This is a genomic window from Pseudomonas sp. ok266, from assembly GCF_900110195.1.
Taxonomy (GTDB): domain Bacteria; phylum Pseudomonadota; class Gammaproteobacteria; order Pseudomonadales; family Pseudomonadaceae; genus Aquipseudomonas; species Aquipseudomonas neuropathica.
This window is the reverse complement of the sequence record NZ_FOCU01000007.1, coordinates 92,438-104,316: the sequence shown is the minus strand read 5'-3', so window position 1 is coordinate 104,316 and position 11,879 is coordinate 92,438. Positions and strand designations below refer to the sequence as shown.

Annotated in this window: 13 protein-coding genes; 7 read left to right on the top strand and 6 right to left on the bottom strand. The window is 56.0% G+C overall.

Annotated elements, in window-relative coordinates; translation table 11 throughout:
- Nucleotides 1-195: 195 nt before the first annotated feature.
- Nucleotides 196-861 carry a ribonuclease T2 gene (locus tag BMY54_RS14515; protein WP_093433807.1) on the bottom strand — a complete coding sequence of 222 codons (666 nt, stop codon included), beginning with the start codon at nt 859-861 and terminating at the stop codon, nt 196-198.
- A 165-nt stretch (nt 862-1,026) separates the two neighbouring features.
- Between BMY54_RS14515 and BMY54_RS14510 the strand changes: the two genes are divergently transcribed.
- The 3 genes from BMY54_RS14510 to BMY54_RS14500 all read left to right on the top strand — a co-directional run bounded on the left by BMY54_RS14510 (nt 1,027) and on the right by BMY54_RS14500 (nt 3,794).
- Nucleotides 1,027-1,497: a hypothetical protein gene (locus BMY54_RS14510; RefSeq protein WP_093433805.1), complete on the top strand. Its 471-nt coding sequence runs from the start codon at nt 1,027-1,029 to the stop codon at nt 1,495-1,497.
- Nucleotides 1,498-1,620: 123 nt separating this feature from the next.
- Nucleotides 1,621-2,892 carry a V-type ATP synthase subunit I gene (locus BMY54_RS14505; RefSeq protein ID WP_093433803.1) on the top strand — a complete coding sequence of 424 codons (1,272 nt, stop codon included), beginning with the start codon at nt 1,621-1,623 and terminating at the stop codon, nt 2,890-2,892.
- A gap of 110 nt (nt 2,893-3,002) precedes the next feature.
- Nucleotides 3,003-3,794 carry a transporter substrate-binding domain-containing protein gene (locus tag BMY54_RS14500; RefSeq protein ID WP_175559611.1) on the top strand — a complete coding sequence of 264 codons (792 nt, stop codon included), beginning with the start codon at nt 3,003-3,005 and terminating at the stop codon, nt 3,792-3,794.
- Nucleotides 3,795-3,797: 3 nt separating this feature from the next.
- On the opposite strand, the gene BMY54_RS14495 is transcribed toward BMY54_RS14500, so the two are convergent.
- Nucleotides 3,798-4,010 (bottom strand): hypothetical protein, encoded by a 213-nt coding sequence (locus BMY54_RS14495; RefSeq protein ID WP_016984584.1) that lies wholly within the window; start codon nt 4,008-4,010, stop codon nt 3,798-3,800.
- Nucleotides 4,011-4,188: 178 nt separating this feature from the next.
- Between BMY54_RS14495 and BMY54_RS14490 the strand changes: the two genes are divergently transcribed.
- Nucleotides 4,189-4,557: a DUF7079 family protein gene (locus tag BMY54_RS14490; protein WP_256573897.1), complete on the top strand. Its 369-nt coding sequence runs from the start codon at nt 4,189-4,191 to the stop codon at nt 4,555-4,557.
- Nucleotides 4,558-4,634: 77 nt separating this feature from the next.
- Here the strand turns inward: BMY54_RS14490 and BMY54_RS14485 are convergent, their stop codons facing one another.
- Nucleotides 4,635-5,135, bottom strand: coding sequence for an Lrp/AsnC family transcriptional regulator (locus BMY54_RS14485; protein WP_093433799.1), 501 nt, complete (start codon nt 5,133-5,135; stop codon nt 4,635-4,637).
- Nucleotides 5,136-5,254: 119 nt separating this feature from the next.
- On the opposite strand from BMY54_RS14485, the gene BMY54_RS14480 reads away from it, so the two are divergent.
- The 3 genes from BMY54_RS14480 (at nt 5,255) to BMY54_RS14470 (ending at nt 8,935) form a co-directional block, all read left to right on the top strand.
- Nucleotides 5,255-6,289 carry a histone deacetylase family protein gene (locus BMY54_RS14480; RefSeq protein ID WP_093433798.1) on the top strand — a complete coding sequence of 345 codons (1,035 nt, stop codon included), beginning with the start codon at nt 5,255-5,257 and terminating at the stop codon, nt 6,287-6,289.
- Nucleotides 6,290-6,339: 50 nt separating this feature from the next.
- Nucleotides 6,340-7,392 (top strand): ornithine cyclodeaminase, encoded by a 1,053-nt coding sequence (locus tag BMY54_RS14475; RefSeq protein ID WP_093433796.1) that lies wholly within the window; start codon nt 6,340-6,342, stop codon nt 7,390-7,392.
- Between the two features lie 127 nt (nt 7,393-7,519).
- The gene (locus BMY54_RS14470; protein WP_093433794.1) at nt 7,520-8,935 is read left to right on the top strand and encodes an amino acid permease; all 1,416 of its coding nucleotides are present in this window, start codon (nt 7,520-7,522) and stop codon (nt 8,933-8,935) included.
- Between the two features lie 44 nt (nt 8,936-8,979).
- Here BMY54_RS14470 and lepB read toward each other — a convergent pair whose 3' ends face one another.
- The 3 genes from lepB to BMY54_RS14455 form a co-directional block, all read right to left on the bottom strand.
- Entirely contained in the window at nt 8,980-9,777 is a 798-nt protein-coding gene (lepB, locus tag BMY54_RS14465) for a signal peptidase I (RefSeq protein WP_093433792.1), read from the bottom strand.
- Nucleotides 9,778-9,858: 81 nt separating this feature from the next.
- Nucleotides 9,859-10,266, bottom strand: a complete 408-nt coding sequence (locus BMY54_RS14460; protein ID WP_093433790.1) for a hypothetical protein — start codon at nt 10,264-10,266, stop codon at nt 9,859-9,861.
- A gap of 146 nt (nt 10,267-10,412) precedes the next feature.
- Nucleotides 10,413-10,775: a DUF6124 family protein gene (locus tag BMY54_RS14455; RefSeq protein ID WP_093433788.1), complete on the bottom strand. Its 363-nt coding sequence runs from the start codon at nt 10,773-10,775 to the stop codon at nt 10,413-10,415.
- Nucleotides 10,776-11,879 lie beyond the last annotated feature (1,104 nt).

Genomic DNA, 11,879 nt, shown 5'->3' with positions numbered 1-11,879 from the left:
CGATGCCTCTTTAGGGTTAGTCAGTTGTGAAGGCGTGTGAGCAGTTTGCAGCGCGGTCTGGTGGAGTTTTTGCGTGGGGAGTTGGGGGTGGATGCGCGGGAATTGACCTGATGACCCAGGCCTGTCGAAACCCTGTGGCGAGAGAGCTTGCTCGCTCGCCACAAGTTTAGTGTTCAGCCGATCAGTTCTGGCACATCAACGCGACGGCGGCACGCGAATATCCCCCGCCCGGCACTGGGTTTTCACGCCCTTGCCACACGCGCCGAACTGCAGATCCTTGCCCATGCACACGCGCACTTCCGACAGTTCCGGGCCGCTGCAAATGACCGCGATGCCATCGGCCGGAATGCCCGGGTTGGCCTTGCGGAACAGGTCGGCAATTTCCTGGGCCTGGAAGTAATACGAGGAGCTGAACGGTTGCAGTTCCTGCGGGATTTTCACCGCCGCCACCGCTTTGTCCGCTTCATCCAGATAACCCATCGCGCCGAGACCGCTGCAGGTGCCGTGTTTGGACCATTCGTGGTCGAGCAGTTTTTTGGTCGGGAACAGCGTCAGGCCCTGGCTGGTTTCCGCCGCCGAGAGCATGGTCAACGGCGGACAGGATTGCGGCCAGCCACCCTTGGCGTATTGCGGCCACAAACCGTGAAGCACGAAGCCGTAGCCCTTGCCCGTGCACTGCGAGTCATCTTTGTGCGTCAAACAAAAGGTCGGCGACCAGGACAGCGCCAGCAGGTAGTAATCGAACACCCCCGCCACCGATTCTGCCTGGGCCTTGCTGGACTGTGATTGGCGCGCCGAACTCAAACCGATGCTACCGGCCGTCAGCGCAATCACCGCCAAAATTGTAAACAGCTTTTTCATGTACCCACTCCTTTGGGACGCCTGCGTCCATGGTTTTTGATCCTGACCGACTTGGCCAGCACTGATTTCGACACGCTTGTGTTGCAAGCGCATGACGCAAGGCAAAGCCGTACGCCGTTGAAAGGTCTACGATTAACAGGCAGCCACCAAACCAAGGGAACCAAAATGAGTAAAGCAGACGAACTCGCCGCCAAACTCAAACAAACCCGGCATACCCATGCGGATGCGGCACTGGAAATCGATTGCTGGCCTGCTCAGGTGTATGACTTGTACCACCGCATTGAGGCTTGGTTGCAGCCCGTCACCGAAGTAGGACTGAAGATTCGGCGAAATCCTACGCATGTTTGCGAAACTTCACCGGATGGTGAGGCGCATGACTACGCAATTGATCAACTGGTGATCGAGGCCAATGATCGAAGCCTGACATTCGATCCCATTGCGCGGTTTACCGAGGATGGCGCCGGGCGGGTGCAGATCATCCCGTCAGCCACGGACACCTATCTGCTGCGTACCGTGGATGAGCACGGTGAAAGCCATTGGTGGATGCAGTCGATTGAAACCGGGCAGCAGTTGGATGCCATTGCGCTGACGGAAAATAATCTGTTGTTGGCGGTGCAGGAAGGATTGGGGCTTTAAATTCTTTCCATCACGAACAACTCAGAAAAACAGACCAATTGCATTGAATGGCCGGATTTCTAAAGAAATCTGGCCATTTGTCGTTACAGAACCACCAATCAAACCCGATGGAATCTTGATCGCATGGATGCTTCGCCCGCACCAACGTTTACGCAGTTCTTCAAACGCAATTTCAAACGCGTTCTTGATTACTGGAGCCAGATCACCGTCACTCTGGGCTTTCTCGGCGCGGGGTTGGCAATCCTTGGGCTATACGTCTACACCCGGACAATTGGTCGTACTGACCTTTTCCTGGCAGGCAGCGATGCCAAGTCAGCCCTTGCTATCTGGCTGTTACTGATCGTGCTGATCATGGTGGGCTACCTCGGCGTACTCTCCGCCAGCGCATGGTTCTACGGAATCACCGTTTCGATGTTCGAAAAAGTGCCAAAAAGGCACAAACAAATCGCTGCCTTTTTGCTGCTTCCTATGTGTTTTGGCTTTGGTACCTTCATTTCTCTGCTTTTCAAGTTCCCGAACACATTCAGCGCCGCAGGTTCGATGCTGTTTGTTTTTTCCTTGACCCTGCTGGTCTACTTCGCACTTTTCCTGCTCAAACGCTTTCGAAAGATCTTCAACAAAAACACCCGGCGAATGGGTGGCTGGAAGAAAAACGGGTTCCGACTCTTGATCGGTAGCATGATCGGCTTTGCCGTTCTGTGTGCGTCCCTCCCCACATTGCTGATTATCTCGACCTACGTCGGCGAAGATAACGCGAAAGCGGTAGTGGTTGTCGGGGTGTTTTCCCTCGGCACACTCATTTTCAGTCTCCTCCCCGTTTTCATTTTTTACATCAGCAAAGGTCATGTCTTTGCGCGTATCGCTTATGGAATCGCAACAGCACTGGTTCTGTTCAGCGGGTTTCTTCTTTTATCGCCAGGTGCAATGCCAAGCATCACCTACGCGGCTGCTGGAAATCTGGCGATTCGTCAGCAGCCAGCGCGATTCATACTTGACGAAAACATCAGCCTGGACGATCTGGATAACAGACTGTGGCGAACCACACTCAATGAAAAACAAAAGATCGAAGTCACGGCGTTTCCATTGTTCACCTTTGGCGACATCTTGCTGTTGTGCAGCAGAGACCTGCAGCGTTTGAACCTCTATGAATTGCCTCGCTACACACACTTTTGCATCGCCACACGTAACAGCAAGGTCACTCAGAAACCGTTGCGTCCAGGGGTTGCGCCGCTACTCAGCTGGCAGCAGCGTGCTGAACACGTCGTTGGCTGGGATCACTTGCGCTCAGCCATTCTCAAGCCGATTCACCTATCGCCACAGGTCTTCCAACTGCAACGCCGCATTGAGCAATTGGCTGAACCTGTCAAAACTGTAATCCCCTACTCAGCCAACTGAAAGCTGGCGCTGGAGGCGTTGCCCGGTACGTTGAGTCCGGGCGCGGGATGACACCCGGGAAAGCCTTTCACTACACTGGGCCACCGTCCTTCTCAGAAGCCCCGATCGCAATGACAACATTAAAAAGCACGATGATCCTCTGCGGCCTGCTGACCCTGGCCGCCGGCGCCCATGCCGAGCAACCCCCTTCGCACCTCGACAACATCCAGCAACAAGGCCAGTTGCGCGTCTGCACCACGGGCGACTACAAGCCCTACACCTTCAAACGCACCGACGGCGATTTCGAAGGCATCGACATCGCCATGGCCCGCTCGCTGGCCGACAGCCTCGGGGTCAAAGTCGAATGGGTGCAAACCACCTGGAAAACCCTGATGCCGGACATGCAGGCCGGTAAATGCGACATCGGCATGGGCGGCATCTCGGTCACCCTCGAACGGCAGAAAAAAGCCTACTTCAGCAACACCCTCGACACTGACGGCAAGATCCCGCTGGTACGTTGCGACGATGTCAGCAAGTACCAGACGGTGGAACAGATCAACCAGCCCAACGTGCGTCTGGTCGAACCTGCCGGTGGCACCAACGAAGCCTTCGTCCACGCCTTCCTGCCCCAGGCGCAACTGGCCCTGCACGACAACGTGACGATCTTCCAGCAACTGCTCGACAACCAGGCCGACGTGATGATCACCGACGCCTCGGAAGCGCTGTATCAGCAGAAACTCAAACCGGGCTTGTGCGCGGTGAATCCGCATCAGTACATGCAATATGGCGAGAAGGCTTACTTGCTGCCGCGCGATGACATCAGCTGGAAACTGTATGTCGATCAATGGCTGCACTTGAGCAAAGTCACCGGCAAGTATCAACAAACGCTAAGCGAATGGATTGCCGTACCGGCCGCGCAGTAATCCTTAATCGTCATGCAGCATCCCGGAGCTGTACTGATTGAGACTGCTACCGATACTGTTGCCGCCGAACTTCAACGTATTGGCGTTGCGCCCCTCCGGCGACTGACAGTCGCTGGAGAAACAACTGGTAGTGGTCAAACCACCCGCGCCGGAACAGGCACTCAACACCGATACTGCAGCAGCAATCAACAGCACTTTGACGACATTAAGGCGCATGGCACGATTCCTCTCGGGATGAACAGCGACGATCTTGTCTCAGCAGACTAGGCCTGCTTTGCACGCGGCAAGATGAAACTTTGCTGAGCGACAGCGCGCGTTCAGAATCGACTAACCACCAGACAAGAACCGCCACGTGCAATCGGATCAGCGCAATTCAACGCCAGGAGGCCCAAGCTTGAGACGAGAACTGAGCCACGCCGATCTATACAAAATCCGCGCAGCCCTCTCCGATATTTTCGTCGACACCAGCGTCGATTACCCCTACATCGCCCAGCAAATCGAAGGCTATGATCCGGAACAGGTTAAAGACATTCTGTATGCCGAAGTTGCCGTCGTCTGCGCCTGGAACCTGGAATGTGTACTCCCGCCGATCTGGACAGGTTTCGAACCCGATGCGTTGAACAGGGACATCGAGCAAATGCTGCTCGCAAACACGAACAGCTGGATTCGGCGGCAACGGCATAAGCTGCACACCGCGTGGTTGCGATTCAGCTATCGGGAAGTCTGGGCAGAGATTACCGCTCACTGCAAAGGCTGGAATTAATACAGCCCTGCGTGGCAATGGCACATCAACGACATACAACGCGTTGAAACTGAAAAGATGATTGCCCCTCTGTCCGTTCAGTCCTTTCCCGGTTTGGGTATCGCAATCCGGCTACCAGTCTTGACCTCGCGCAACGCCAGGCTGGACTGAATTGAGGCAATCCCCACCTGACGCCTGAGCACCTGCTCAATGAAATCGCTGTAGCTATCAAGATCCTCGGCCAACACCTGCAACACATAATCGGCATCGCCAGTAATTTTGTGACAGGCCACCACCTGCGGCAATTGCGCAATCACCGCCTCGAAGGCGTCCGGCGCGTGGTCGGCGTGGGTGGAAAAACGAATGTGCACGAACGCCATGATATCCAGCCCGAGCATTCGCCGATCAAGGTTGGCCTGATAGCCCTTGATGACCCCCGCCTCCTCCATGCGCTTGCGCCGCCGCCAGCACGGCGTAAGGCTCAGCGACAGCCGCTCACTGAGTTCAGCGTTGGAAATACTGGCGTCCTCCTGCAATAACTCAAGAATCGCCAGGTCGGTCTCGTCGAGGCTGATGCGTTTGGATATTTTTTTCTGCATTCCGCCATTCCTGAGTAAAAACGCCCGAATAATCGACCAAACCACGAAAACAAAGCAAAGAAAGCGCAGCCCAGCCGGAACAGAATATTTGCACTGGCTAACAATAACGGATGCGCAGAATGTTTACAGTTTTCAGTGATTCCCACCGTTTGCACCACGGCACCGAATTGAAAGACGGCGTGCTCAAACCTTCTTTCGAGCAACCGAGTCGCGCCGACACCGTGCATAACCGCGTCAAACAGGTCGGCCTCGGGCAGATCGTCGAACCGCGCGCGTTTGATCGCTCGTGCTACGTCAACGCGCACAGCGAGCGCTACGTCAGTTTTCTCGAAAGTGCCTGGAGCGAATGGCGCGCAACCGGTCGCACTCACGATGCCTTGCCGCTGGTATGGCCGGTGCGCGATCTGGCCGGCGAAGAGGTGCCGACCTTCATCGATGGCAAGCTGGGTTTCTATGCCATGGATGCCGGTTCACCGATCACCGCAACGACCTGGCAAGCGGTAAAAACCAGCGCCGATATTGCTCTCACCGGCCTGGCCCTGCTCGATGAAGGCCACGACAGCGCCTTCGCCCTGTGCCGTCCGCCCGGCCATCACGCCGCGCGCGAATACATGGGCGGTTATTGCTACCTCAACAACGCCGCCATTGCCGCGCAACAAGCCATCACCCAGGGCGCCAAACGCGTCGCAGTGCTCGACGTCGACTTCCATCACGGCAACGGCACGCAGAACATTTTTTACCAGCGCAGCGACGTCATGTTCGTCTCGTTGCACGGCGAACCGGCGGTGTCCTATCCGTACTTCTCGGGGTACAGCCACGAAGTCGGCGCGGGTGTCGGCGAGGGTTACAACCTCAACTATCCCCTGCCGAAAAACACCACATGGGAGAGCTATCGCAACGCCCTGCTCCACGCCTGCAAAAAGCTTCAGCAGTTCGCCCCTGAAGTGCTGGTGATTTCCCTGGGTGTCGACACGTTCAAGGACGACCCCATCAGCCACTTTCTGCTGGAAAGCGAGGACTTCATTGGCATCGGTGAACTGATCGCCAGCGTCGGCTGCCCGACCCTGTTCGTCATGGAGGGCGGCTACATGGTCGATGAAATCGGCATCAATGCCGTCAACGTGCTGCACGGCTTCGAGAGCAAACGCAGCTGAGCCGCCCGCCGCTCTACAACCTTTCAATGACTGGATCGGAGAATAAAAACATGACGCTTTTTATAGATGTCGATGATGCTGCACGCCTGTTCACCCAAGTCGGCATCCGCCGCGCCATCCGCGAAATGGCCGGCTACATCGAAGCGGACTACGCACGCTGGGCGCAGTTTGATAAATCACCGCGCACGGCCAATCACTCGGCGGACGGCGTGATCGAATTGATGCCGACCGACGACGGCCAGCAGTACTCGTTCAAATACGTCAACGGCCACCCGAACAACGGCCAGCAGAACTTGCTGACGGTCATGGCCTTCGGGCTTCTGGCTGATGTGCAGAGTGGCTATCCGACGTTACTCAGCGAACTGACCTTGACCACCGCCGTGCGCACCGCCGCAACCTCGGCGCTGGTGGCGAAATCGCTGGCTCGTCCGGATTCGACCTCGATGGCCCTGATCGGCAACGGTGCGCAAAGTGAATTTCAGGCGCTGGCCTTTCATGAAATGTTGGGCATCAACGAAATCCGCATTTTCGATATCGATCGCGACGCTTCACTCAAGTTGAAGCACAACCTCGCGGCATTCCCGGACATCGAAGTGATTCTGGCCACCTCGGTGAAGGACGCGGTAAAAGGTGCGGATATCGTCACCACGGTCACCGCCGATAAAGCCTACGCAACCATTCTGACGCCCGAAATGATCGAGCCCGGCATGCACATCAATGCGGTCGGCGGTGACTGCCCGGGTAAAACCGAACTGCACGCCGACATCCTGCGCAACGCCCGGGTCATCGTCGAATTCGAACCGCAAACTCGCATTGAAGGCGACATTCAGCAACTGGACGCCGATTCCCCGGTGATCGAGTTTTTCCGCATTGTGCAGGGCGAAGTGGCCGGACGCGAAAACGCTGCGCAGGTGACGGTGTTCGATTCGGTAGGTTTTGCTCTGGAAGACTTTTCCTCTCTGCGCTACCTGAATGACCTGGCTCAGGCACAGCAAATCGGCCAGCGCATCCACCTGGTGCCGACGCCGGCCAACATCAAAAACCTCTTCCAACTGCTGGATCCGCAACCGGCCAAAACCTCGCGTCTGCGCACCGTCAGTTGATCGGTCATGACAGCCCCCAAGCCACAGGGGGCGACTCACCTTGTGATCAGCCGCTGCACCTCTAACAAGAACGCTCGACACCTACTTTCTGCCAAAACTCAAAAACATAAAATCAAGAGGTTTTGCAATGAAATCGACCCCTTCCGGGCTGCCTGAACAGCCCGCGCTGCAGCGCACGCTCAGCAATCGTCACATCCAGTTAATGGCCATGGGCGGTGCCATCGGTACCGGCCTGTTCATGGGTTCCGGGAAGATCATCGCCCTCTCCGGAACGTCGATCATCCTCATCTACATGATCATCGGCCTGTTCGTGTTTTTCGTCATGCGCGCCATGGGCGAAATGCTCCTGTCCAACCTCAACTTCAAAACCTTCGCCGACTTCGCCGGTGCCTACCTCGGCCCGCGCGCAGCGTTCTTTCTCGGCTGGTCATACTGGCTGAGCTGGAGCGTGGCGGTGATCGGCGATGCCGTCGTGGTCGGCGGATTCTTCCAATACTGGTTCCCCGACGTACCGGCGTGGATACCCGCCGTCGGCATGCTGGCAACCCTGTTCGCCCTCAACGTACTGACCGTCAGGTTGTTTGGTGAAGTGGAATTCTGGTTCGCGATCATCAAGATCATTGCCGTCGTGACCCTGATCGGCGTCAGCAGCGTGCTGATCGCCAGCTCGTTCGTCTCGCCCAGCGGCGTCACCGCGTCCCTGAGTCACCTGGTGGACAAACAGGCGGCGTTCCCCAACGGCTTGTTCGGCTTCTTCGCCGGATTTCAAATGGCGATCTTCTCCTTCGCCGGCACCGAACTGATCGGCACCGCCGCCGCCGAAACCCGCTCGCCGGAGAAGACCCTGCCCAAAGCGATCAACTCGATTCCGCTGCGGATCATCCTGTTCTACGTGTTAGCACTGACCTGCATTATCGCCGTGACCTCGTGGCAGCAGGTCTCCCCGGTCAAAAGTCCCTTCGTCGAACTGTTCCTAGTCGCTGGATTTCCCGCAGCGGCCGGCATCGTCAACTTCGTGGTCCTGACCTCAGCGGCCTCCTCGGCCAACAGCGGCGTGTTCTCATCGAGCCGCATGCTGTTCGGACTGGCCAATCAGGACAACGCCCCCGGCCTATTCCGCCGACTGTCGAGCAACAGCGTGCCGCTGCTGAGCCTGGCGTTCACCACGTTGTTGATGCTGGTGGGTGTGCTGGTGCTGTTCATCGTGCCGGAAGTCATGACCGCGTTCACCATCGTCTCCACCGTGTCGGCGATTCTGGTGATCTTCACCTGGTCGACCATCCTCGCGTCTTACATCGCCTACCGGAAAAAACGCCCGGATCTACATGCGAAGTCGGCTTACAAGATGCCCGGCGGCGTGCCGATGGCTTGGTTTTCGTTGGCGTTTTTGGGGTTTGTGCTGGGGTTGCTGGCGTTGAGGCCTGATACGCGGATTGCGCTGATGGTCATGCCGGGGTGGTTTGTCTGGTTGGCGATTGCTTACCAGTTGACGCGGTTGAGGAAGCCGAAATCTGCGGTTGAGTCGGCGAGTCAGTTTGGCTAGATCTGCAAGCGAAAGCCGTCACCTTAAGGTGACGGCTTTTGTTTTCACTGAAAGGCTGTGCCAATCCTCGACCGATCGGATGAGTACCAGATTCCGGTGACTTTACCGGTAATGTCTTCGAGTGCGACCTGGCCCATGAAGCGGCTGTCGTTACTGCTGTCGCGGTTATCACCGAGCAGATAAACATGATCTTTCTCGACCACCGTCGGCGGCGTTTGCAGATAACGAGGATTCTTCACGCGCTCTGGCGGTGCAAAGAACAGCCCCATGTTTTCGCCGTTGCGAATGACCTTACCATCAACAATCGACAAGGTATCGCCACCCACTGCCGCCACACGTTTGACCGCCTCCGTGCCGTTGTAGCGATAAGTCACAATGTCGCCCACCTGCGGCGCGTCGATGCGCATTTTGGTGACGATATAGTCACCGATCGAAAGGGTCGGAACCATCGAGCCAGAGGGGATGAAGTAAGTCTTGAACCCCAGCGTCGGGCCTCTCAATGGCCCCAAAAGAATCAGCGTGAGAATGACCAGCGCCACCACGTAAAGCACATGGAAACGGGTGCTGGGGCTGTTCACCGGATGGTCGTTTCTACGCACCGATATCGCAGCTGCCGTGGCCGAGCCGAGTTTCACCAGAACGATAAACGTAGCGAAGACATACAGGCCCACTGGCGTGGCAGGCACCCCGCAGACACCGAGTAAAATCACACCCAGATAAAGCAAAGCGGCAACACGCACCGCCCACTTCACCTGACCGGCGTACACCAGACCCCAGCCGGCCACCAGGCACGACATCACGAATGCTTGCAACGGCAGCTTTGGCTTATCAGGAGCAGACATAAATTCTCTTCACGTAAATAGCTGACAATCAAGCGCCCGGCCTATTGAGCCAATAGGGCGCTACGGGCAATGCAGAGGGGGTTATTTAGCAGAAAAATAACCGGTCGTACGCAATTGCAGGCTGTACACCCAGATACCAAACACCAGTGCATATTCTTTGAACATCGGCAGAGTGAGCAGATGCACAACCGAACCGCTGTTCATCTGCGACAGAGAAAAAGCAATCCCCAGAATCAACGCGAGCATAAAGCACAGCGCACTAACCTTCTTTCTCGCCAGCAACAGCAAGCCGCCGACAAACATCAACAACGCCACCACACAGACGTTCAACAACATCAGAAACGAAATATCCCCTTCCCGCGCTTGCTGAAACCCGTCATGAGCCACCCACAGGCCAGCCTGAATCAACACGACAAAGCAATAAAAAACGGCCATGAAGACAACGGCGGGACGTGTGTTGTACCAAGCTTGGGACGATGTAGCTTCCATGGTGCGGCGACTCCTGAGTAAAGGCGCGGAATGCTACTAAATGGCCATCACCCTGTCCATTTCCCCGCCCTCATCCCGGCTGCTTTGCCCAGCGCCAACAGCCCCTCCGTGGCAACGGCTCAGCCGTTCGCCACAAAGGGGCTGATTTACGCTTTCACCTCAACGTTATCCAACGCCTGATTCACCGCCAATTCCCCCAACATCACCACCTGCGCAATGCCGAGCGCGGTTTTGCGGTGTGAGGGGTCTAGTGCTGCGGCGAAGTTGTTGAGCATTTCCGAGGCGGAACTGAGAGTTTCGCTGGCATTGGCCAGCAGGGATTCCGAGTCGTATTTGGGGTTGGCGAGGTACATGCGCTCGGGTTCGTTGACGCTGGCCATGATGTGGCCGGCGGGAAGGAGGTAGTGATCGAGCGCGCGCTCGGCGGCTTCGTGGAGTTTTTTGGGGTTGAGGGATTCGTAGGGGGATGCGGGATCGGTTTCTGGTGGATTCGGTGTTGGTTTGAACATGGTGTAACTCCTGACGGATAAACGAAAAGGAGCCATCACTCTCGCTACCAAACGAAGGGTGGAGGCCATACGCAGGTTGGTAGACCGGTCGTCAGGAACCCCGGCGCATCCGAAGACGCCCCGCGCATGACCACCATAAAACGAAGACGAGAAACGTCGTCGCAAGACAGTAGTCTTGTGCTTCTGACGGAGACGGGCTACCAAACCCGATCACTGGTTTTCAGTGACGTATGGACGATAGAACCTACGGGCTAGACGCACAAGCCGGGGGATTCTGTCTTAGGTGTAGGGGGAGGCGCAAGGGAGTGTAGGCTAAGAACTGCAGGGACAGGCTTCATGTAAACAGAAACGTTTTTTCCGTTGAGAAAGGCTTTACTGGCACGTTGATTGATCCAAGTACCGCCAACAGCAAAGAGAGCACTGCGTGCTTTTTCAGGCGCTGTCCGTCGATCCGATGATGGATTGGCACGGCTAATCCTGTAGGCCGCTAAATCTCCGCCGTCCAGCAGCATCAAGAAATGCGCGTACCACTTTCGTACCACCCACTTTCTTTCCCCCCCAGGCGGACAAGCGACGTTCCCCTCGCATCGTCAGCACAAACGTGTGTCGCTCCAATCCCATGCACTCTCTACACGCATTTCCGCGCGGGCAAAACGACCTGTGCGCGATTGTCTCTCCTCATCTGCATGAGTGAGTGGCGATACGATCGGCTGTACCGCCTGATAGGTGATGCGCTTTTTTCAGGAAAGGTATCGGAAAAAGGTAATATTGGTAAGCCGAACGGTCAATCGGGCTGAGAGCATTGATTTCACTGGGCTGCAAAGGATCGGCATAAAGTAATTTATGAATAATGTAGAAGTAAGGTAATTACCTTTTAAGAAAGTAATACTTGTTTTTGTGCCCCCTTATAAATCAATTACTTACCGTCACATTACTTTTTTCATCACTCAAAATTACTTTCTGAAGAAGCCAGCAAAGCCAATGAATCAGGGGCTTTCACCGGTGTTCCGATATTCGAATTACCACATTACTTCTTTCCAATGACGTTCCTGAAAACACGCATCGCATGGTTTTGTCTACCCGCCTCCCGCTCTGCCAGATCCG

What these genes read in the sequence shown, in the direction of transcription:
- BMY54_RS14475 (WP_093433796.1), top strand. Translation starts at nt 6,340, where the DNA reads ATGACGCTTTTTATAGATGTCGATGATGCTGCACGCCTGTTCACCCAA.
- BMY54_RS14455 (WP_093433788.1), bottom strand. Translation starts at nt 10,775, where the DNA reads ATGTTCAAACCAACACCGAATCCACCAGAAACCGATCCCGCATCCCCC.
- BMY54_RS14500 (WP_175559611.1), top strand. Translation starts at nt 3,003, where the DNA reads ATGACAACATTAAAAAGCACGATGATCCTCTGCGGCCTGCTGACCCTG.
- BMY54_RS14480 (WP_093433798.1), top strand. Translation starts at nt 5,255, where the DNA reads ATGTTTACAGTTTTCAGTGATTCCCACCGTTTGCACCACGGCACCGAA.
- BMY54_RS14505 (WP_093433803.1), top strand. Translation starts at nt 1,621, where the DNA reads ATGGATGCTTCGCCCGCACCAACGTTTACGCAGTTCTTCAAACGCAAT.
- BMY54_RS14515 (WP_093433807.1), bottom strand. Translation starts at nt 861, where the DNA reads ATGAAAAAGCTGTTTACAATTTTGGCGGTGATTGCGCTGACGGCCGGT.
- lepB (WP_093433792.1), bottom strand. Translation starts at nt 9,777, where the DNA reads ATGTCTGCTCCTGATAAGCCAAAGCTGCCGTTGCAAGCATTCGTGATG.
- BMY54_RS14470 (WP_093433794.1), top strand. Translation starts at nt 7,520, where the DNA reads ATGAAATCGACCCCTTCCGGGCTGCCTGAACAGCCCGCGCTGCAGCGC.
- BMY54_RS14495 (WP_016984584.1), bottom strand. Translation starts at nt 4,010, where the DNA reads ATGCGCCTTAATGTCGTCAAAGTGCTGTTGATTGCTGCTGCAGTATCG.
- BMY54_RS14460 (WP_093433790.1), bottom strand. Translation starts at nt 10,266, where the DNA reads ATGGAAGCTACATCGTCCCAAGCTTGGTACAACACACGTCCCGCCGTT.
- BMY54_RS14485 (WP_093433799.1), bottom strand. Translation starts at nt 5,135, where the DNA reads ATGCAGAAAAAAATATCCAAACGCATCAGCCTCGACGAGACCGACCTG.
- BMY54_RS14510 (WP_093433805.1), top strand. Translation starts at nt 1,027, where the DNA reads ATGAGTAAAGCAGACGAACTCGCCGCCAAACTCAAACAAACCCGGCAT.